Annotated in this window: 15 protein-coding genes; 5 read left to right on the forward strand and 10 right to left on the reverse strand. The window is 57.5% G+C overall.

Going from position 1 to position 20,180, the window contains the following annotated elements:
- Nucleotides 1–251 precede the first annotated feature (251 nt).
- Nucleotides 252–2,957: an HTH-type transcriptional regulator MalT gene (malT, locus tag ACWKXN_RS16130; RefSeq protein ID WP_029742188.1), complete on the forward strand. Its 2,706-nt coding sequence runs from the start codon at nucleotides 252–254 to the stop codon at nucleotides 2,955–2,957.
- A 62-nt stretch (nucleotides 2,958–3,019) separates the two neighbouring features.
- Here the strand turns inward: malT and ACWKXN_RS16135 are convergent, their stop codons facing one another.
- From ACWKXN_RS16135 to glpE, 3 genes are read right to left on the reverse strand one after another with little or no spacing between them, the layout of a single operon-like run.
- On the reverse strand, nucleotides 3,020–3,778 hold the full coding sequence (locus ACWKXN_RS16135; protein ID WP_008503060.1) for a DeoR/GlpR family transcriptional regulator: 759 nt from the start codon (nucleotides 3,776–3,778) through the stop codon (nucleotides 3,020–3,022).
- Between the two features lie 16 nt (nucleotides 3,779–3,794).
- Nucleotides 3,795–4,625, reverse strand: coding sequence for a rhomboid family intramembrane serine protease GlpG (glpG, locus tag ACWKXN_RS16140; protein WP_039263067.1), 831 nt, complete (start codon nucleotides 4,623–4,625; stop codon nucleotides 3,795–3,797).
- 47 nt (nucleotides 4,626–4,672) lie between these two features.
- The gene (glpE, locus tag ACWKXN_RS16145) at nucleotides 4,673–5,005 is read right to left on the reverse strand and encodes a thiosulfate sulfurtransferase GlpE (protein ID WP_006177908.1); all 333 of its coding nucleotides are present in this window, start codon (nucleotides 5,003–5,005) and stop codon (nucleotides 4,673–4,675) included.
- A 302-nt stretch (nucleotides 5,006–5,307) separates the two neighbouring features.
- Between glpE and glpD the strand changes: the two genes are divergently transcribed.
- Nucleotides 5,308–6,816 carry a glycerol-3-phosphate dehydrogenase gene (glpD, locus tag ACWKXN_RS16150; protein WP_069303382.1) on the forward strand — a complete coding sequence of 503 codons (1,509 nt, stop codon included), beginning with the start codon at nucleotides 5,308–5,310 and terminating at the stop codon, nucleotides 6,814–6,816.
- Between the two features lie 95 nt (nucleotides 6,817–6,911).
- On the opposite strand, the gene glgP is transcribed toward glpD, so the two are convergent.
- The 6 genes from glgP to asd all read right to left on the reverse strand — a co-directional run bounded on the left by glgP (nucleotide 6,912) and on the right by asd (nucleotide 17,633).
- Nucleotides 6,912–9,359 (reverse strand): glycogen phosphorylase, encoded by a 2,448-nt coding sequence (gene glgP / locus ACWKXN_RS16155; protein WP_029740650.1) that lies wholly within the window; start codon nucleotides 9,357–9,359, stop codon nucleotides 6,912–6,914.
- A gap of 18 nt (nucleotides 9,360–9,377) precedes the next feature.
- Nucleotides 9,378–10,811 carry a glycogen synthase GlgA gene (gene glgA, locus ACWKXN_RS16160; protein ID WP_039263066.1) on the reverse strand — a complete coding sequence of 478 codons (1,434 nt, stop codon included), beginning with the start codon at nucleotides 10,809–10,811 and terminating at the stop codon, nucleotides 9,378–9,380.
- Nucleotides 10,811–12,106 (reverse strand): glucose-1-phosphate adenylyltransferase, encoded by a 1,296-nt coding sequence (gene glgC / locus ACWKXN_RS16165; protein WP_023337914.1) that lies wholly within the window; start codon nucleotides 12,104–12,106, stop codon nucleotides 10,811–10,813. The genes glgA and glgC overlap by 1 nt, the downstream gene beginning before the upstream one ends.
- Before the next feature lie 17 nt (nucleotides 12,107–12,123).
- A complete protein-coding gene (gene glgX / locus ACWKXN_RS16170) occupies nucleotides 12,124–14,097 on the reverse strand; it encodes a glycogen debranching protein GlgX (RefSeq protein ID WP_039263065.1) in 1,974 nt (657 codons plus the stop codon).
- A complete protein-coding gene (glgB, locus tag ACWKXN_RS16175) occupies nucleotides 14,094–16,280 on the reverse strand; it encodes a 1,4-alpha-glucan branching enzyme (protein ID WP_033147085.1) in 2,187 nt (728 codons plus the stop codon). Before glgB ends, glgX begins: the two co-directional genes overlap by 4 nt.
- 249 nt (nucleotides 16,281–16,529) lie before the next feature.
- Nucleotides 16,530–17,633 carry an aspartate-semialdehyde dehydrogenase gene (asd, locus tag ACWKXN_RS16180; RefSeq protein ID WP_032662235.1) on the reverse strand — a complete coding sequence of 368 codons (1,104 nt, stop codon included), beginning with the start codon at nucleotides 17,631–17,633 and terminating at the stop codon, nucleotides 16,530–16,532.
- 179 nt (nucleotides 17,634–17,812) lie between these two features.
- On the opposite strand from asd, the gene yhgN reads away from it, so the two are divergent.
- Nucleotides 17,813–18,406: an NAAT family transporter YhgN gene (gene yhgN, locus ACWKXN_RS16185; RefSeq protein WP_003861574.1), complete on the forward strand. Its 594-nt coding sequence runs from the start codon at nucleotides 17,813–17,815 to the stop codon at nucleotides 18,404–18,406.
- 64 nt (nucleotides 18,407–18,470) lie between these two features.
- Here the strand turns inward: yhgN and tusA are convergent, their stop codons facing one another.
- The gene (gene tusA, locus ACWKXN_RS16190; protein ID WP_008503071.1) at nucleotides 18,471–18,713 is read right to left on the reverse strand and encodes a sulfurtransferase TusA; all 243 of its coding nucleotides are present in this window, start codon (nucleotides 18,711–18,713) and stop codon (nucleotides 18,471–18,473) included.
- Between the two features lie 167 nt (nucleotides 18,714–18,880).
- Here tusA and ACWKXN_RS16195 point away from each other — a divergent pair, with 167 nt between their 5' ends.
- Both ACWKXN_RS16195 and ACWKXN_RS16200 read left to right on the forward strand, forming a co-directional pair.
- Nucleotides 18,881–19,546 carry a 7-cyano-7-deazaguanine/7-aminomethyl-7-deazaguanine transporter gene (locus ACWKXN_RS16195; protein ID WP_023309514.1) on the forward strand — a complete coding sequence of 222 codons (666 nt, stop codon included), beginning with the start codon at nucleotides 18,881–18,883 and terminating at the stop codon, nucleotides 19,544–19,546.
- Nucleotides 19,547–19,618: 72 nt separating this feature from the next.
- Nucleotides 19,619–20,176, forward strand: coding sequence for a DcrB family lipoprotein (locus ACWKXN_RS16200; RefSeq protein WP_023309515.1), 558 nt, complete (start codon nucleotides 19,619–19,621; stop codon nucleotides 20,174–20,176).
- Nucleotides 20,177–20,180 lie beyond the last annotated feature (4 nt).

Here is a 20,180-nt window from a genome sequence, read left to right on the forward strand (position 1 = left end):
CACTATACCTTTCTGAAACCAGTTTCAGCGCAGCGGCAATGTATACAGACAAGCCAGCAGTGACGCGGCGTTACGGCCCTTTCGAGAAAGTTCCAACATTTGCCTGAATGTTTTGTGACAGAGTGCAAATTCAGAACCACAAAACCCAGACATAACTTGCAATAGTTCTCTTTCTGTTCGACCTTATATCGTATTAATTACGAAGCGCAAAAAAAATAAAATCTCTCGTTCCCCACAGTGAAGTGAAACCTATGTTGATTCCGTCTAAATTAAGTCGCCCGGTTCGTCTTGACCATACAGTGGTCCGCGAGCGTCTGTTGGCTAAACTTTCCGGCGCGCATAATTTCCGACTGGCGCTGGTTACGAGCCCTGCAGGCTATGGAAAAACAACGCTCATTTCGCAATGGGCCGCGGGTAAAAGCGATCTTGGCTGGTACTCCCTCGACGAGGGCGATAACCAGCAAGAGCGTTTTGCCAGCTATCTGATTGCCGCCATACAGCAAGCCACCCATGGACACTGCGTCGCCAGTGAGGTGATGGTGCAAAAGCGCCAGTACGCCAGCCTGTCCTCTCTTTTCTCTCAGCTGTTTATCGAACTGGCCGAATGGCATCGCCCGCTCTACGTGGTGATCGACGATTACCATCTCATCACGAATCCGGTGATTCATGAGTCGATGCGTTTCTTCCTGCGCCATCAGCCGGAAAACCTGACTTTAGTGGTGCTGTCACGCAACCTGCCGCAGCTGGGCATTGCCAACCTGCGCGTGCGCGATCAGCTTCTGGAAGTGGGCAGCCAGCAGCTGGCCTTTACCCACCAGGAAGCGAAACAGTTCTTTGACTGCCGCCTGACATCACCGATTGAGGCCGCCGAAAGCAGCCGTCTGTGTGATGACGTTGCCGGCTGGGCCACGGCGCTGCAGCTTATCGCGCTCTCTGCCCGACAAAACAACAGTCCGGCGCATCAGTCTGCGCGTCGTCTGGCGGGCATCAACGCCAGCCACCTTTCTGACTACCTCGTGGATGAGGTGCTGGACAGCGTCGATCCCTCGACGCGTAATTTCCTGCTGAAAAGCTCGCTGCTGCGTTCCATGAACGATGCGCTCATCGTGCGCGTGACGGGCTGTGAAAACGGTCAGCTGCAGCTCGAAGAGATTGAACGTCAGGGCCTTTTCCTGACGCGCATGGACGATCCCGGCGAGTGGTTTAGCTATCACCCGCTGTTTGGCAGCTTCCTGCGCCAGCGCTGTCAGTGGGAACTGGCGGTTGAACTGCCGGAGATCCACCGCGCCGCTGCCGAAAGCTGGATGGCGCAAGGCTTCCCGAGCGAGGCCATCCACCACGCGCTGGCCGCCGGTGATGCCAGCATGCTGCGCGATATCCTCCTCAATCATGCGTGGGGCCTGTTTAACCACAGCGAGCTGACCCTGCTGGAAGAGTCTCTCAAAGCCCTGCCGTGGGAAAGCCTGCTGGAGAACCCGCGTCTGGTGCTGCTGCAGGCCTGGCTGATGCAGAGCCAGCACCGCTACAGCGAAGTGAACACCCTGCTGGCGCGTGCCGAGCAGGAGATGGAAAGCGAAATGGATACCACCCTGCACGGCGAGTTCAACGCGCTGCGCGCTCAGGTGGCCATTAACGACGGCGACCCGGACGAAGCTGAACGGCTGGCGATGGTCGCGCTGGATGAACTGCCGCTGGCTAACTTCTACAGCCGCATCGTTGCGACCTCGGTGCACGGTGAAGTGCTGCACTGCAAAGGCGACCTCACGCGTTCGCTTTCACTGATGCAGCAAACCGAACAGATGGCGCGTCGTCATGATGTCTGGCATTACGCGCTGTGGAGCCTGATCCAACAGAGCGAGATTTTATTCGCGCAGGGGTTCCTGCAGGCCGCCTGGGAAAACCAGGAAAAAGCGTTCCAGCTTATTCGTGAACAGCACCTGGAACAGCTGCCGATGCACGAGTTCCTGTTGCGTATTCGCGCTCAGCTGCTGTGGGCATGGTCGCGTCTGGATGAAGCAGAAAGCTGCGCCCGCCAGGGTGTGGATGTCCTTTCCAGCTTCCAGCCTCAGCAGCAGCTGCAGTGTCTGGCGCTGCTGGTGCAGTGCTCGCTGGCGCGCGGCGATCTCGATAACGCCCGCAACCATCTGAACCGCCTGGAGAACCTGCTCGGCAACGGTCAGTATCACAGCGACTGGGTCTCAAACGCCGATAAGGTCCGGGTGATTTACTGGCAGATGACCGGCGATAAAAAATCCGCCGCCAACTGGCTGCGTCAGACGCCAAAACCCGAATTTGCGAACAACCACTTCCTGCAGAGCCAGTGGCGGAACATTGCCCGCGCGCAAATCCTGCTCGGTGAATTAGAGCCCGCAGAGATTGTGCTGGAAGAGCTGAACGAGAACGCGCGCAGCCTGCGTCTGATGAGCGACCTGAACCGCAACCTGCTGCTGCTGAACCAGCTTTACTGGCAGGCGGGTCGTAAAAACGATGCCCAGCGCGTGCTGCTGGAAGCGCTGCAGCTGGCTAACCGCACCGGTTTTATCAGCCACTTTGTAATTGAAGGTGAAGTGATGGCGCAGCAGCTGCGTCAGCTTATTCAGCTCAACACGCTGCCAGAGCTGGACCAGCATCGCGCCCAGCGCATTCTGCGCGAGATTAACCAGCATCATCGACACAAGTTCGCGCATTTTGATGAGAACTTCGTTGAACGTCTGCTGAACCACCCGGAAGTGCCGGAGCTTATCCGCACCAGTCCGCTCACCCAGCGCGAATGGCAGGTTTTGGGTCTGATCTATTCAGGCTACAGCAACGAGCAGATTGCCGGTGAGCTTGCGGTGGCGGCGACCACCATCAAAACGCATATCCGCAATCTGTATCAGAAGCTGGGCGTGGCGCATCGTCAGGATGCGGTGCAGCATGCGCAGCAGCTGTTGAAGATGATGGGGTATGGCGTGTAGGACCTCTGCGGTCTGATGCCCTCACCCCGGCCCTCTCCCACAGGGAGAGGGAGAACGGCTTTTCAACACAACTCTAACTGCAAATTATTATCTTTAATCACCTGCATCACGCCCGCCGGCGGCATCACGTCGGTGTAGACCGCATCCACCATGCTGATGCTGCCCATGTTCACCATCGCATTTCGGCCAAACTTCGAATGATCCACCACCAGCATCACGTGACGTGAGTTCTCTATAATCGCGCGCTTGGTGCGCACCTCGTGATAATCAAACTCCAGCAGCGAGCCGTCGCTGTCGATGCCGCTGATCCCGAGAATGCCGAAGTCGAGGCGGAACTGAGAGATAAAATCGAGGGTCGCTTCGCCGATAATGCCGCCGTCGCGGCTGCGCAGTTCGCCGCCCGCGAGGATGATGCGGAAGTCGTCTTTCTGCATCAGGGTATTGGCCACGTTCAGGTTGTTCGTGACCACGCGCAGGTTCTCGTGATCCAGCAGCGCATGGGCGACCGCTTCCGGCGTGGTGCCGATATCAATAAACAGCGTCGCCCCGTTCGGGATCTGGCTGGCGACCTTGCGGGCAATGCGCTCTTTCTCTGCCGTCTGCGTGGCTTTACGGTCGTGCCAGGAGGTATTGACCGAACTGGACGGCAGCGCCGCGCCGCCGTGGTGGCGAAGAATTCGGTTCTGATCGGCCAGGTCGTTCAGGTCACGACGGATGGTTTGTGGGCTGACGGCAAACTGCTCCACCAGCTCTTCGGTGCTGACGTATCCCTGTTTTTTTACCAGTTCGATAATAGCGTCATGACGTTGTGTTTGTTTCATCAATTATCCCTGAGAATTATGTTCGTTTTCGCGCATGGAGCGTGTCGGCAAAGGCCATCGCTAACCCCACGGCCAGCCCGGCGACGTGTGCACCGTTGGCGATAGACATACCAAACAGATCAAACCATCCGGCAATAAGCCATATTAACGCAAAGGTTATTAATCCGCGCTGCAGATAGATGCCGCTTTCCGGATCGCGCTCCCCGCGAAGCCAGACATAGCCCATCAGGGCATACACGACGCCCGACAGCCCGCCGAACCACGGCCCGCTGAACTTGTGCTGCACATAGCCGCTCAGCAGGGCGCTGATAAGGGTGATAACGATCAGCTTGCCGCTGCCCAGACGCTTTTCAACAGCGCCGCCGAGATACCACCACCAGAGCAGGTTGAAGAGAATATGCATCACCGAGAAGTGCATCAGCGCGTGGCTAAAGTAGCGCCAGACGTCAAACTCAAGAGACGGGTCATAGGGCCAGGCCAGGGCAATCATCACGCTCTGGTCGCCCACCACGTTCATGATAATGAAGACGATAATGCAGGCCGCCATCAGCAGCAGCGTAAACGGGCCGGCGCGCTCGCGGATGGTGGCGAGGAAGGGAAAACGGCTGTATTGCAGTCCGCTGTCGGTCTGCCCGGACTGCCAGCTGGCCGCCAGATAGCGCGGGTCGCCGGGGTTCTCAAGAAAACGCGCCAGCTCTTCGTTTACGCGCGCGGCCTGGCTCTCGTCGGCCAGCCAGACGTCGGTCTGCGTATGTTGCTGAATGGTCAGAATAACGCCCTGCGTCGCCATATAGTCGACAAACGCCTGGGCGACGCGCGGGTTGGTAAAAGAGGTGATCATCAACATGGGCAGCGGTCGCTTATTTCCACACAAAAGGGGACAGTATAGCGGGATCAGCGCTCAAAAGCGTATTCCACTTCTGCCGGGAAATGACGATGCCAGGCATCGAAACCGCCGTCGACGCTGTATACCGCGTCGTAGCCCTGCTGAAGCAGATACTGCGCCGCGCCTTTACTGCTGTTGCCGTGGTAGCACATGACCATCACCGGCGTCTCGAAGTCGTTATCGCGCATAAACGCGCCCAGCGTGTCGTTAGTGAGATGAAACGCGCCCGGCGTGTGGCCCATCGCAAAACTCTGCGGATCGCGGATGTCCACCAGCACCGCTTTTCCCTGGTGCATCTTCTGGTGGGCTTCTTCTACGTTAATACATTCAAACTGATCCATGGTGTTCTCTTTCGCTTATTCAGGTTTTATGCCGCCTGCTGACCCTCACCCCTGCCCTCTCCCTAAAAGGGAGAGGGAGCAAACCATCCCCTCGCCCCTCTGGGGAGAGGGTTAGGGTGAGGGGAGAGAGCATCAGACCGCACTATTTTACCCCGTAGTGTACGTCCTGGCGGCGGGTAAACGCCATTATGTTATCCATATCACTCTAAATTGTTTTTTTGATGTTACCAAAAGCGCGTTCCTTTGCTATTATGAGCGATATCGAACATTTCTGAGCTTTAACGAAAGTGCATGAGGGTGTTATGGAAACCAAAGATCTGATTGTGATAGGCGGTGGCATCAACGGTGCCGGTATTGCGGTCGATGCCGCAGGACGCGGTTTATCCGTACTGATGCTGGAAGCTAACGACCTCGCCTGCGCGACGTCGTCCGCCAGCTCCAAACTGATTCACGGTGGCCTGCGCTACCTGGAACACTACGAATTCCGCCTGGTCAGTGAAGCACTGGCCGAACGAGAAGTGCTGTTGAAAATGGCCCCGCATCTGGCAATTCCGATGCGCTTCCGCCTGCCCCATCGCCCGCATCTGCGTCCGGCGTGGATGATTCGAATCGGTCTGTTTATGTACGATCATCTGGGTAAACGCACCAGCCTCCCGGGTTCGACAGGTTTGCGTTTTGGCTCAGAATCGGTCCTTAAGCCTGAAATCGTGCGCGGTTTCGAATATTCCGACTGCTGGGTGGACGATGCGCGTCTGGTGCTGGCGAATGCCCAGATGGTCGAGAAGAAAGGTGGCGAGGTGAAAACCCGTACCCGTGCGACCTCAGCCCGTCGTGAAAACGGCCTGTGGATTGTGGAAGCGGAAGACATCGATACCGGCGAGAAATTCAGCTGGAAAGCGCGCGGTCTGGTGAACGCCACCGGCCCGTGGGTGAAGCAGTTCTTCGACGACGGCATGCATCTGCCTTCGCCGTACGGCATTCGCCTGATCAAGGGCAGCCACATTGTGGTACCGCGCGTGCATACGCAAAAGCAGGCCTACATTCTGCAGAACGAAGACAAGCGCATCGTGTTTGTGATTCCGTGGATGGACGAGTTCTCGATCATCGGTACCACCGACGTGGAGTACAAAGGCGATCCGAAGAACGTCGAGATCGACGAGAGCGAAGTGAACTACCTGCTCAAAGTGTATAACACGCACTTCAGGAAGCAGCTGTCACGCGACGACGTGGTCTGGACCTACTCCGGCGTGCGTCCGCTGTGCGATGACGAGTCTGACTCACCGCAGGCGATTACTCGCGACTACACGCTCGATATTCACGACGTTGACGGTCAGGCGCCGCTGCTTTCCGTGTTTGGCGGCAAGCTGACCACCTACCGCAAGCTGGCCGAGCACGCGCTGGAAAAACTGGCACCGTACTATAAAGGCATTGGCCCGGCGTGGACCAAAGGCGCGGTACTGCCCGGCGGTGATATCGGCGACAATCGCGATGATTACGCCGCGAAGCTGCGCCGTCGCTTCCCGTTCATCACCGAAGGGATGGCGCGCCACTATGCCCGCACCTACGGCAGCAATACCGAGCTGTTCCTGGCCGACGCGAAGGACATTGCGGATCTGGGCGAACATTTCGGCCACGAGCTGTACGAAGCCGAGCTGCGCTACCTGGTTGAGCACGAGTGGGTTCGTCGTCTGGATGATGCTATCTGGCGTCGTACCAAAGAAGGGATGTGGCTCAACGCCGAGCAGCAGTCTCGCGTGGCGCAGTGGTTACAGCAGAATGCGGGGAAGCGTGAGCTGTCGCTGGCGTCTTGATGCGATCGGTGCGGGCTGATGCCCTCACCCTGACCCTCTCCCACAGGGAGAGGGAACAAACACTAAAAACGGCAACCGAGGTTGCCGTTTTGCTTTTACAACCTCACCGGATCAATATGCCAGATCGTCTCGGCATACTCCTTGATGGTCCTGTCGGACGAGAAATAGCCCATATTGGCGATGTTATACATCGCGGCGCTGGTCCACTTCTCCTGCTGACGGTACAGTTCGTCAACCTTATCCTGACAGTCCACGTAGCTGCGATAGTCCGCCAGCACCTGGTAGTGATCGCCAAAGTTAATCAGCGAATCGACCAGATCGCGATAGCGGCTCGGTTCATCCGGGCTAAACACGCCGGTCGCGATCTGCGTCAGCACCTGACGTAACTCTTCATCCTCTTCGTAATATTGACGCGGCGAGTAGCCTTTCCTGCGCAGCGCCTCCACCTCTTCCGTCGTATTACCGAAGATAAAGATATTTTCTTCGCCCACGTGCTCCAGCATCTCGACGTTCGCCCCGTCAAGCGTACCAATGGTCAGCGCGCCGTTGAGGGCAAACTTCATGTTACTGGTGCCGGATGCTTCCGTACCCGCCGTGGAAATCTGCTCAGAGAGATCCGCCGCCGGGATGATCATCTGCGCCAGGCTCACGCTGTAGTTCGGAATGAACACCACTTTCAGCTTGTCGCCAATGTCCGGATCCTGGTTGACTACCTTCGCCACGTCGTTGATGAGATGAATGATGTGCTTCGCCATGTAGTAGGCGGAAGCCGCCTTACCGGCGAAGATCTTCACGCGCGGCACCCATTCGGCCGTTGGATCGGCCTTAATGCGGTTGTAATGGGTGATCACGTGCAGCACGTTCATCAGCTGACGCTTGTATTCGTGGATGCGTTTGATCTGAACGTCGAACAGCGCTTTCGGGTTTGCCACCACGTTGAGGTGCATCGCCAGCCAGACCGCCAGACGCTTTTTATTTAGCAGCTTGGCTTCGCGCACGGCTTTGTTCACCGTCGGGAAATCAATATGCTGTTCCAGCTCGCTCAGCTGGCTCAAATCGGTACGCCAGGTACGGCCGATATTCTCGTCCAGCACCTCAGAGAGCGGCTGGTTGGCCAGCGCCAGCCAGCGGCGCGGCGTGACGCCGTTGGTCACGTTGCAGAACCGCGTCGGGAAGATTTTCGCGAAGTCCGCAAAAAGCGACTGCACCATCAGGTTCGAGTGGAGCTCGGACACGCCGTTGACCTTGTGGCTGATGACGACCGCCAGCCAGGCCATGCGCACGCGGCGCCCGTTCGATTCATCAATGATGGATGCGCGGCTCAGCAGCCCGGTATCGTTCGGGTATTGCTCCTGCAGGGTCTTGAGGAAGTAGTCGTTAATCTCAAAGATAATCTGCAGATGGCGCGGCAGGATTTTGCCGAGCATGTCTACCGGCCACGTTTCCAGCGCTTCGCTCATCAGCGTGTGGTTGGTGTAGGAGAATACCTGACAGGTCACTTCAAACGCGTCATCCCAGCTGAACTTATGCTCGTCGATCAGCAGACGCATCAGCTCCGGAATGGAGAGCACCGGGTGGGTGTCGTTAAGGTGGATCGCGGTTTTCTCCGCCAGGTTGGCGTAGGTTTTGTGCAGCTGATGGTGGCGGCTGAGGATGTCCTGAATCGTCGAGGAGACGAGGAAATACTCCTGACGCAGGCGCAGCTCGCGGCCGGAGTAGGTCGAGTCATCCGGGTACAGCACGCGGGACACGTTCTCGGAGTGGTTTTTGTCTTCCACCGCCGCAAAGTAGTCCCCCTGGTTGAATTTACCGAGGTTGATTTCGCTACTGGCCTGGGCGCTCCACAGGCGCAGCGTGTTGGTGGCATCGGTGTCATAGCCGGGGATAATCTGGTCGTAGGCCACGGCCAGGATCTCTTCCGTTTCTACCCAGCGGGATTTTTTGCCTTCCTGCTGGATACGTCCGCCAAAGCGCACCTTGTAGCGCGTATTGTGGCGCTTAAACTCCCACGGGTTGCCGTACTCCAGCCAGTAGTCCGGCGACTCTTTCTGGCGTCCGTCGACGATGTTCTGTTTGAACATACCGTAGTCGTAGCGAATACCGTAGCCGCGGCCCGGCAGCGCCAGCGTTGCCAGCGAGTCGAGGAAGCAGGCGGCGAGACGCCCCAGGCCGCCGTTGCCGAGGCCCGGGTCGTTCTCTTCGTCGATCAGCTCTTCTAAATCTAACCCCATCTCTTCCAGGGCGGTTTTAACGTCGTCATAAATTCCGAGCGACAACAGCGCGTTGGACAGCGTGCGGCCAATCAAAAATTCCATCGACAGGTAGTAAACCTGACGCGTTTCCTGCGAGAGCTGGGCGCGGTTTGAGCGCAGCCAGCGTTCCACTAAACGGTCACGCACCGCAAACAGGGTGGCGTTCAGCCACTCGTGCTTGTTGGCGATAACAGGATCTTTCCCGATGGTGAACATCAGCTTGTAGGCGATGGAGTGCTTTAACGCCTCAACGCTGAGCGTGGGTGAAGAGTAGCTAAATGGAGCGTTCATATCAGTAACTTCGCCTCGTTACATCAAGCGTTGATAGAGATCGCGGTATGACTGCGCCGCGACATGCCAGCTAAAGTCCATGGACATCGCCTGACGCTGAACGTAACGCCAGAGCGATGGACGGGACCACAAGACGAAAGCACGCCGAATCGCCCGAAGCAGCGACCAGGCATTACTGTCCTCAAAGACAAACCCGCTGGCGATACCGTCCGCCAGGTTTTCCAGAGAGCTATCGGATACGGTATCCGCCAGTCCGCCCGTGCGGCGCACCAGCGGCAGCGTGCCGTATTTCAGGCCGTAAAGCTGCGTCAGGCCGCAGGGTTCGAAACGGCTCGGCACCAGGATGACGTCCGCGCCTCCCATGATGCGGTGCGAGAACGCTTCGTGATAGCCAATCTGCACGCCCACCTGCCCCGGATGTTCCGCCGCAGCGGCAAGGAAGCCTTCCTGCAGCACCGGGTCGCCCGCGCCGAGCAGCGCCAGCTGTCCCCCCTGCTCCAGTAAACCGGGCAGCGCCTCCAGCACCAGATCCAGCCCTTTCTGGCTGGTCAGGCGGCTGACCACCGCGAACAGCGGCACTTTGTCGTTAACCTTCAGGCCCATCGCAATCTGCAGCTGGCGTTTGTTTTCCGCTTTGTCTTCCACGGAATCACGGCCATAGCGCGCCGCCAGCAGGAGATCGGTTTCCGGGCTCCAGATCTGTTCATCCACGCCGTTCAGAATGCCTGACAGGCGGCCTTCGCGGTGGCGCTGTTGCAGCAACCCTTCCATGCCGTAGCCAAACTCCGGCTGGGTGATCTCACGCGCGTAGGTTGGGCTCACCGCCGTGATGTGATCGGCGTAGTACAGCCCGGCTTTCAGGAACGAGATCTGCCCGTTAAATTCCAGCCCGTGCATGTTATAGAACGATAATGGCAGATCGATTTCACTCATGTGATGGGCATAGTACATCCCCTGATACGCCAGGTTATGCACGGTAAAGACCGATTTCGCCGGATGGCCGCGCGCCGCGAGATACGCCGGGGCAAGCCCGGCGTGCCAGTCGTGCGCGTGCACCACATCCGGGCGCCAGAACGGATCCAGCCCCGTCGCCATTTCTGCCCCGACCCAGCCGAGCAGCGCAAAGCGCAGCACGTTATCGGTGTAGGCGAACAGGTTCGTATCGTGATACGGGCTGCCCGGTCGCTCGTATAAGTGCGGCGCGTCGATCAGGTAAATCCCTACGCCATTGTAATGTCCAAACAGCAGGGTGATGCGTCCGGCGAAGGTCTCACGGCGGGTCACCACTTTTGCATCGGGAATTCCACGCCGGATATCCGGAAAGGCGGGCAGCAGGACTCGGGTATCCACGCCTCCGGCGATTTGCGCTGCCGGTAATGCACCCAGAACATCTGCCAGACCGCCCGTTTTTAACAACGGGAACATCTCAGAACATACATGTAAAACCTGCATCATCGCTCCTGTTTGATCTGCAGCTTCCGCAACATTTCCCGTGTGACTAACACGATCCCCTCTTCCGAACGATAGAAACGACGCGCGTCTTCTTCCGCGTTCTCACCAATCACCATCCCTTCTGGAATGACGCAGGCACGATCGATAACGCAGCGACGCAGACGGCACGAGCGCCCTACCCAGACATCAGGCAGCAAGACTGCCGAATCGATATTACAGAATGAATTTATTCGCACGCGGGGGAACAGCACCGACTGCACCACCACCGAGCCTGAAATAATGCACCCGCCGGACACCAGCGAGTTCAGCGTCATACCGTGGCTGCCGGAGCGGTCCTGCACGAATTTGGCCGGCGGCAGCGATTCCATATGGGTACGAATCGGCCAGTTCTGGTCGTACATATCCAGCTCAGGCGTGACCGACGCCAGGTCGAGGTTCGCTTTCCAGTAGGCTTCCAGGGTTCCCACATCGCGCCAGTAAGGTTCCGCATTGGGGTCGGACTGCACGCAGGACAGCGGGAAAGGATGTGCATAGGCCATGCCAGCTTTAGTGATTTTCGGAATGATGTCTTTACCGAAGTCGTGGCTGGAGTTTTCGTCTTTGTCATCGTCTTCCAGCAGCTCATAAAGATAATCTGCATCAAAGACATAAATCCCCATGCTGGCGAGCGATTTGGTGTCATCGCCCGGCATGGTTGGCGGGTTCGCCGGCTTTTCAACAAAGTCGATAATTTTGTCGTCGGCATCCACGTGCATCACGCCAAACGCCGTCGCTTCAGCAACGGGCACAGGCAGACACGCTACGGTGCAGCGCGCCCCTTTTTCGACGTGGTCGATGAGCATGTGGGAGTAATCTTGCTTGTAGATATGGTCCCCGGCGAGGATCACGATGTATTCCGCGTTATAGCGGCGAATGATGTCGAGGTTCTGCGTCACTGCATCCGCCGTTCCGCGGTACCAGTTCTCACCGTGGACGCGTTGCTGAGCGGGAAGGAGATCGACAAACTCGTTCATCTCTTCGCTGAAGAATGACCAGCCGCGCTGGATATGCTGAACCAGCGTGTGCGACTGATACTGCGTAATGACGCCAATACGGCGAATGCCCGAGTTCAGGCAGTTGGAGAGCGCAAAGTCGATGATACGGAACTTACCACCAAAGTGAACGGCCGGTTTCGCGCGCTTGATGGTCAAATCTTTCAGACGGGTACCACGTCCACCCGCAAGTATCAGGGCAACCGTTTTTAATGGTAGCTGGCGCGCCAACATTAAGGGATCGTTCTTCTCTAATCTAACCATGACTAACTCCTTTTTTATCATCTTTGGAATACGCACACTCCGTGCGCAGGCCCGTGCCAGACAGCCATTACTACCGGATTATCCGCTCCGGCAAAGGGGGGAACAGCTCGCCATTCCCCTTCAGGTAAAACAATCTCTGCGACGTCATCCGTCGCGTTCAGCGTGACCAGCCATTTATCCGACAGCAGGATTTGCAGGCGTGGTACGCCGTGTTGCCACTCTTGCGCGCTTAACGGTTGCGCGTCTTGATTCAACCAGCGAACGTTGCCGTCACCCTCTTCCCACCAGCGGTCGGCGGTCAGCGCGGGGATCTGCTGGCGAAGATGGATCAGCGCAGCGGTAAAATGAATCAGCCCGCTGTTGGCTTCACCCCAGTCGAGCCAGGTTAACGTGTTGTCCTGGCAATACGCATTGTTGTTACCGTGCTGGCTATGGCCGTGTTCATCGCCTGCCAGCAGCATCGGCGTGCCCTGCGACAATAAAAGCGTTGTCAGCAAAGCGTGAACGCTGGCGCGTCGCCGCTCGATGACGTCCAGGCTACCGCCTAACCCTTCTATACCATGATTAAAGCTATGGTTATTGTTAGTACCATCGCGATTCTCTTCGCCGTTTGCCTCATTGTGTTTCTGATTGAAACAAACGCAGTCCCTGAGCGTAAAACCGTCGTGTGCCGTCAACAGATTGACGGTGGCCGACGGGCGTTTGCCGTCGCGCTTAAAGAGATCGCTTGAAGCGGCAAAGCGTCCGGCGAACTCCCCCAGCGACAGATTCCGTTCCAGCCAGAAGCGGCGCGCGGCATCGCGGTAGTGATCGTTCCACTCGGCAAACAGCGGCGGGAAATTCCCGACCTGATAGCCGCCTTCACCGATGTCCCACGGCTCGGCAATGAGCTTCACCTGCGAGAGCACCGGACAGTTTTTTATCGCCTCAAACAGCGGCGCCTGCTGGCTGAACGCTGGCGTGCGCCCCATCACTGGCGCCAGATCGAAACGAAAACCGTCGACGTGGAACGTCTCCACCCAGTATTTCAGGCATTCATAAGCAAAATGCGTGACCGCCGGATGGCTGAGGTTGAGCGTGTTACCGCAGCCGGTCCAGTTCTCATAATCGCCATCCTGCCTGATCCAATAATAGCTACGGTTATCAATTCCGCGCATGGAGAGCGTCGGACCGTCGAGATCGCTTTCGGCACTGTGGTTCAGCACGACGTCCAGAATGACCTCAATGCCCGCCGTATGAAGCGCCCTCACCGCATCGCGAAACTCGTCACGCGCCTTTTCCGGATGGGCGGCATAGCGTGGCTCAAGCGCGAACATCGCCAGCGGGTTATAGCCCCAGTAGTTGCTTAGCCCCAGCCGCTGCAGGCGCGGCTCGCTGGCAAAGTGGGCGACGGGCAACAGTTCCAGCGCGGTGATGCCGAGGTGTTTCAGGTAGGCGATCATGGTTGGATGCCCGAGCGCCTTATAGGTGCCGCGCATCTCTTTGGGGATCGACGGGTGCAGGTACGTCAGCCCTTTGACGTGGGCTTCATAAATGACGGTATTGCCCCACGGCGTCTGCGGCGGGGCATCGTCTTCCCAGTCATAAAGATCGTTCACCACCACGCTTTTTGGCGCGACGGGCGCGCTGTCGCGGTGGTCGGGCTCGCCGTAGCCCACGTGGAAGAGCGGGTCGTCTTTAAACTCGCCGTCCACGCGGTGCGCGCACGGGTCGATCAGCAGCTTCGCCGGGTTAAACCAGTGCCCCTGCGCCGGAACCCACGGACCGTGTACGCGAAAGCCATAGTGCATGCCTGGCCGTCCTCCGGCCAGGTAGCCGTGCCAGGTATCCCCCGTGCGCGCGGGTAAATCGTAACGGTGCTCGTTACCTTCCCCATCAAACACGCACAGTTCTACCCGCTCAGCGTGAGCGGAAAAGAGGGTGAAATTGACACCCTTTCCGTCAAAACGCGCGCCGAGCGGTTCGGGTTTACCTGCCGTAAGCTGCGTCATTCGCCCTCCCGCATCAGCCAGATGGTGCCAAGCGGCGGCAGCGTCAGGCTCAGGGAGTTGGGTCGCCCGTGGCTTTCGATGGCGTCGCTCTGGACCAGCCCGCCGTTACCGGCGTTGCTGCCGTGATAGTGCATGGAGTCGGTATTCAGGATCTCGCGCCATTTGCCCGGCTGGTTAATGCCGAAGCGGTAGTGTTCGCGCGGCACCGGCGTGAAGTTGCTGGCGACGATGATTTCGTTACCCGCTTTGTCACGACGCACAAAGACAAACACCGAGCGCTCGTGGTCGTCCACCACCAGCCACTCAAAGCCGTACGGATCGAAGTCGAGCTCGTGCAGCGCTTTGTGGTGGCGATAGGTCAGGTTCAGGTCGCGCACCAGACGCTGCACCCCGTGGTGCCAGTTGTCGCCGCCTTCAAGCAGGTGCCAGTCGAGGCTGGCGTCGTGGTTCCACTCGCGTCCCTGGGCGAACTCATTGCCCATAAACAGCAGTTTCTTGCCCGGGAAGGCAAACATCCAGCCGTAGTAGGCGCGCAGGTTGGCAAACTTCTGCCACGCGTCGCCCGGCATGCGGTCGAGAATGGATTTTTTGCCGTGCACCACTTCATCGTGCGACAGCGGCAGCATGAAGTTTTCGGTGTAGTTGTAGAGCATCCCGAACGTCAGCTTATCGTGATGATACTTACGGTGAACCGGATCCAGCTTCATGTAGTCGAGCGTGTCGTGCATCCAGCCCAGGTTCCACTTATACCAGAACCCCAGGCCGCCTGATGACGGCGGACGGGAGACGCCCGCAAAGTCGGTCGACTCTTCCGCCATGGTCACGGCACCGTCCACCTGTTCGCCTATAATCCGGTTGGTATTGCGCAGGAATTCAATCGCTTCCAGATTTTCACGGCCGCCAAACTCGTTCGGGATCCACTCGCCCTCTTTGCGGCTGTAGTCGCGGTAGATCATCGACGCCACCGCATCGACGCGCAGGGCATCAATGCCAAACCGCTCGATCCAGTACAGGGCATTCCCGACCAGGTAGTTTGCGACCTCACGGCGACCGTAGTTGTAGATCAGCGTGTTCCAGTCCTGGTGATAGCCTTCGCGCGGGTCGCTGTGCTCGTACAGCTTCGTGCCGTCAAACTCTGCCAGCGCGAAATCATCCGCAGGGAAATGTCCCGGCACCCAGTCGAGGATCACGTTCAGCCCGGCGGCGTGCGCGGCATCAATGAAATAGCGGAAGTCATCGCGCGTGCCGAAGCGCCGCGTTGGCGCATACAGCCCGGTAGGCTGATAGCCCCAGCTGCCGTCGAACGGGTGCTCGTTAACCGGCAGCAGCTCAAGGTGGGTAAAGCCCATCCATTTGGCGTAGGGCACCAGCTGGTCGGCAAGCTCACGGTAGCTGAGCCAGAAGTTGTTATCAGTATGGCGACGCCAGGAGCCAAGGTGTACCTCATAGACGGAGATGGGCGCGTCAAAGCGGTTGGCCTGTTTGCGCTCCTCCGTCTGGACGACCTTCTCCGGCAGGCCGCAAATCAGCGACGCGGTATCCGGGCGCATCTGCGCTTCGAAGGCATACGGGTCAGCTTTAATGCGCAGCTTGCCGTTGGCGTCGATCATCTCGAATTTATAAAGCTGCCCGGGATGCGCCCCCGGGATAAACAGCTCCCAGATGCCGCTTTCCCGGCGCAGGCGCATCGGGTGGCGGCGACCATCCCAATAGTTGAACTGGCCGACAACGGAGACGCGCTGGGCGTTAGGCGCCCACACGGAGAATCGCGTGCCGGTAATGCCGTCCATGGTATCGGCATGGGCACCCAGCGTTTCATAAGGGCGAAGATGCGTTCCTTCGGAGAGCAGCCAGGCGTCCATCTCTTTAAGCAGAGGGCCAAAGCTGTAAGGATCGTCAATCAGGTTTTGCTGACCGTGCCAGAGAACGGCGAGCTGATAGCGAAAAGGGTTTTTACGGCGGGGCATCACGCCCGAGAAAAAGCCACGGGAATCGAGGCATTCAAGATTACCGACCTTGCGGCCGGTTTTGGGTTCAATCACCCAGACTTCTGTGGCATCCGGTAACAGTGCCCGAACTTCAAGGCCATCCTCAGTTTGATGCATCCCAAGCACAGAAAAGGGGTCAGCAAAATGACCCGCAATAAGCGCATTAATCACGTCTCTATCCACACGATCGGACATGGTATTCATCCTGTTTTTTATGTCGTCCTTTTTAAGCGCTCCGGGACGACTTTTAATGTGACCTGAACGGGACAGCACAAAAATGTGCATCCATTCTGCTCCGTTCGAACCTCAGGTAAGAAATGACTCTTCCTTAAAGCATAGCCAACGCTCTAGATGACTCCTGATAAAAAATAAGACATACGCGTGTTACTCCATGTAGTACGCAAAAAAAAGGGGTGAAAATCACCCCCGGTAGTTAACAAATTATTACGCCAGCTGGCGCAGCATGCGGCGCAGCGGCTCGGCGGCGCCCCACAGGAGCTGGTCGCCGACGGTGAACGCGGAGAGGTACTCCGGCCCCATGTTCAGCTTGCGCAGACGGCCAACCGGCGTGGTCAGCGTGCCGGTAACGGCAGCCGGGGTCAGCTCGCGCATGGTGATATCGCGATCGTTTGGCACCACTTTCGCCCACGGGTTGTGCGCGGCCAGCAGCTCTTCCACGGTCGGAATAGACACATCTTTTTTCAGTTTAATGGTGAAGGCCTGGCTGTGGCAGCGCAGCGCGCCGATACGCACGCACAGACCGTCAACCGGAATGGTGTTCGCGGTCGCAAGGATTTTATTGGTCTCAGCCTGGCCCTTCCACTCTTCGCGGGTCTGGCCGTTATCCAGCTGTTTGTCGATCCATGGGATCAGACCACCGGCCAGCGGTACGCCGAAGTTGTCCACCGGCAGCTCGCCGCTGCGGGTCAGCTGAGTGACCTTACGTTCGATATCGAGGATCGCGGACGCCGGGTTTGCCAGCTCGGTCGCGACGCTGTGGTGCAGCTGGCCCATCTGGGTCAGCAGCTCGCGCATGTGGCGCGCGCCGCCGCCGGACGCCGCCTGGTAGGTCGCCACGGAGACCCACTCAACCAGATCCTGCGCGAACAGGCCGCCGAGGGACATCAGCATCAGGCTGACGGTGCAGTTACCGCCGACAAAGGTTTTCACGCCGTTGTTCAGGCCGTCGGTGATGACGCCCTGGTTCACCGGGTCGAGAATGATGATGGCATCGTCTTTCATGCGCAGCGAAGAGGCCGCGTCAATCCAGTAGCCCTGCCAGCCGCTTTCACGCAGCTTTGGATAGATTTCGTTGGTATAATCGCCGCCCTGGCACGTCACAATAATGTCGAGTGCCTTCAGCGCTTCCAGATCGTAAGCATCCTGCAACGTGCCTGTGGTACCACCAAAGGACGGAGCAGCCTGGCCGAGCTGGGAAGTGGAGAAGAAGACCGGGCGGATAGCGTCGAAATCGCGCTCTTCAACCATGCGTTGCATGAGTACAGAGCCGACCATACCGCGCCAGCCGATAAAACCAACGTTTTTCATAGCATTTTTTTCCTGCTGAGGGTGTGTGCTGATTGTGCAAGCCAGTATTGAACTGGGATATGCTTCACATTACAAAATGCTGCCAAAGTCGCAAGCGAAATTAATCGATGATTGCCCGGCAATCAGAAAAAGCGCTAATCATCGGAATAACACTACTAAGTATCAGGGATAATTTAAAGATGAGTGAAATCATTTCCGCGGCGGTTTTATTGATCCTGATTATGGATCCACTGGGAAACCTGCCTATCTTCATGTCGGTGCTGAAGCACACCGAGCCGAAGCGCCGCCGCGCGATCATGATCCGCGAGCTGCTCATCGCCCTGCTGGTGATGTTTATCTTCCTGTTTGCCGGTGAAAAAATTCTCGCGTTCCTGAACCTGCGCGCCGAAACCGTGTCGATTTCCGGCGGGATTATTCTGTTCCTGATTGCCATTAAGATGATTTTCCCAAGCGCGGAAGGCAGCAGCAGCGGCCTGCCTGCGGGTGAAGAGCCGTTTATCGTGCCGCTGGCGATTCCACTCGTCGCCGGGCCGACCATTCTGGCCACGCTGATGCTTCTGTCGCACCAGTATCCGAATCAGATGAGCCATCTGGTGATTGCCCTGCTGATCGCCTGGGGTGGGACGTTTATCATCCTGCTGCAGTCGTCGCTGTTCCTGCGCCTGCTGGGTGAGAAAGGGGTGAACGCGCTGGAGCGCCTGATGGGGCTGATTCTGGTGATGATGGCAACGCAGATGTTCCTGGACGGGATCCGCGCGTGGATGAAAGGATGACGTTCTCCCTCTCCCCGTGGGAGAGGGCCGGGGTGAGGGCATCAGGCCGCAGAGGACAGCCCATCTAACCCTTACGAATCAAATACCGGTACGGCAGCGCTTCGGTCTGCTGTGCCACCAGCTCATGCTCCATAAAGGTACAAAAACCGGGAATATCGCGGGTCGTGGCCGGGTCGTCGGCAATAATCAACAGCGTTTCACCGGTCTGCATGTTGCGCACGGTTTTGCGTACCATCATTACCGGTTCCGGGCAGCGAAGGCCCTGGGCATCAAGAGTGTGGTCTGGGCTGGAAAACAGGTCGGTCATGGTCTTCTCGGTCTGGTAAAAACGGCTGTAGTTTACGCCCGGTTGCGATCAATGCAAACCAGGTTAACGATTGCGTAAAAACTAACCATTGCAATGTCCTGCCAAAGCAGTATCATGCTGCGGTTTTTATTGGGTTCCCTCACCCCAACGTATAAAAAGGTCACAATATGACGTCGTTTTCTGAATCACAGCGCGTAAAAGCGTTGTTCTGGCTTTCGCTTTTCCATTTGCTGGTGATCACCTCCAGCAACTATCTGGTGCAGCTCCCAATCTCCATCTTTGGTTTTCATACCACCTGGGGCGCATTCAGCTTCCCGTTTATTTTCCTCGCGACGGATTTGACCGTGCGTATCTTTGGCGCACCGCTGGCTCGCCGTATTATTTTTTCGGTCATGCTCCCGGCGCTGTTCATCTCGTACGTGGTTTCGTCACTGTTTTATATGGGAAGCTGGCAGGGCTTTGAGGCATTAACCCACTTCAACCTGTTTGTTGCCCGTATCGCCGCGGCAAGCTTTATGGCCTACGCGCTGGGGCAGATCCTCGACGTGCATGTGTTTAACCGCCTGCGTCAGAATCATCGCTGGTGGATGGCGCCAACCGCCTCCACGCTGTTCGGTAACGTGAGCGATACGCTGGCCTTCTTCTTCATCGCCTTCTGGCGCAGCCCGGATGCGTTCATGGCCGAACACTGGATGGAAATCGCGCTGGTGGACTACTGCTTCAAGGTCCTTATCAGCATTGTGTTCTTCCTGCCGATGTACGGCGTGCTGCTCAATATGCTGCTGAAAAGACTGGCAGATAAATCTGAAATCACGGCATTGCAGGCTGGTTAAGGGTTCGCTTTATCAGTTGTGATAAGATGAGCGAATGAGCCGTTATGGCCGTTTATCGAAAGGAAGAAGTCAATGCGCAATCTGGTTAAATATGTCGGGATTGGCCTGCTGGTTGTGGGTCTTGCAGCCTGTGATAACAGCGACACGAAAACGCCTGCTCAGGGCGCATCCGCAGAGAGCAACGCGACCGGCCAGCCGGTGAATCTGATGGATGGCAAACTCAGCTTCTCTCTGCCAGCCGATATGACCGATCAGAGCGGCAAGCTGGGCACCCAGGCGAATAACATGCACGTTTACTCCGACGCAACCGGGCAGAAAGCGGTCATTGTGATTGTGGGCGACGACACCAGCGAAGACCTGGCCGTCCTGTCCAAACGTCTGGAAGATCAGCAGCGCGGCCGCGACCCGCAGCTGCAGGTCGTGACCAATAAATCCATCGAGCTGAAAGGCCACACGCTGCAACAGCTCGACAGCATCATCTCTGCAAAAGGCCAGACCGCCTACTCTTCTGTGGTGCTGGGCAAGGTTGATAACAAACTGCTGACCCTGCAGATCACCCTGCCAGCGGAAGATCAGCAGAAAGCGCAGACGGCTGCTGAAAACATCATTAACACCATCGTGATCCAGTAACGCT

Source organism: Enterobacter sp. UPMP2060 (genome assembly GCF_053709655.1).

What these genes read in the sequence shown, in the direction of transcription:
- malT (WP_029742188.1), top strand. Translation starts at nt 252, where the DNA reads ATGTTGATTCCGTCTAAATTAAGTCGCCCGGTTCGTCTTGACCATACA.
- ACWKXN_RS16135 (WP_008503060.1), bottom strand. Translation starts at nt 3,778, where the DNA reads ATGAAACAAACACAACGTCATGACGCTATTATCGAACTGGTAAAAAAA.
- glpG (WP_039263067.1), bottom strand. Translation starts at nt 4,625, where the DNA reads ATGTTGATGATCACCTCTTTTACCAACCCGCGCGTCGCCCAGGCGTTT.
- glpE (WP_006177908.1), bottom strand. Translation starts at nt 5,005, where the DNA reads ATGGATCAGTTTGAATGTATTAACGTAGAAGAAGCCCACCAGAAGATG.
- glpD (WP_069303382.1), top strand. Translation starts at nt 5,308, where the DNA reads ATGGAAACCAAAGATCTGATTGTGATAGGCGGTGGCATCAACGGTGCC.
- glgP (WP_029740650.1), bottom strand. Translation starts at nt 9,359, where the DNA reads ATGAACGCTCCATTTAGCTACTCTTCACCCACGCTCAGCGTTGAGGCG.
- glgA (WP_039263066.1), bottom strand. Translation starts at nt 10,811, where the DNA reads ATGCAGGTTTTACATGTATGTTCTGAGATGTTCCCGTTGTTAAAAACG.
- glgC (WP_023337914.1), bottom strand. Translation starts at nt 12,106, where the DNA reads ATGGTTAGATTAGAGAAGAACGATCCCTTAATGTTGGCGCGCCAGCTA.
- glgX (WP_039263065.1), bottom strand. Translation starts at nt 14,097, where the DNA reads ATGACGCAGCTTACGGCAGGTAAACCCGAACCGCTCGGCGCGCGTTTT.
- glgB (WP_033147085.1), bottom strand. Translation starts at nt 16,280, where the DNA reads ATGTCCGATCGTGTGGATAGAGACGTGATTAATGCGCTTATTGCGGGT.
- asd (WP_032662235.1), bottom strand. Translation starts at nt 17,633, where the DNA reads ATGAAAAACGTTGGTTTTATCGGCTGGCGCGGTATGGTCGGCTCTGTA.
- yhgN (WP_003861574.1), top strand. Translation starts at nt 17,813, where the DNA reads ATGAGTGAAATCATTTCCGCGGCGGTTTTATTGATCCTGATTATGGAT.
- tusA (WP_008503071.1), bottom strand. Translation starts at nt 18,713, where the DNA reads ATGACCGACCTGTTTTCCAGCCCAGACCACACTCTTGATGCCCAGGGC.
- ACWKXN_RS16195 (WP_023309514.1), top strand. Translation starts at nt 18,881, where the DNA reads ATGACGTCGTTTTCTGAATCACAGCGCGTAAAAGCGTTGTTCTGGCTT.
- ACWKXN_RS16200 (WP_023309515.1), top strand. Translation starts at nt 19,619, where the DNA reads ATGCGCAATCTGGTTAAATATGTCGGGATTGGCCTGCTGGTTGTGGGT.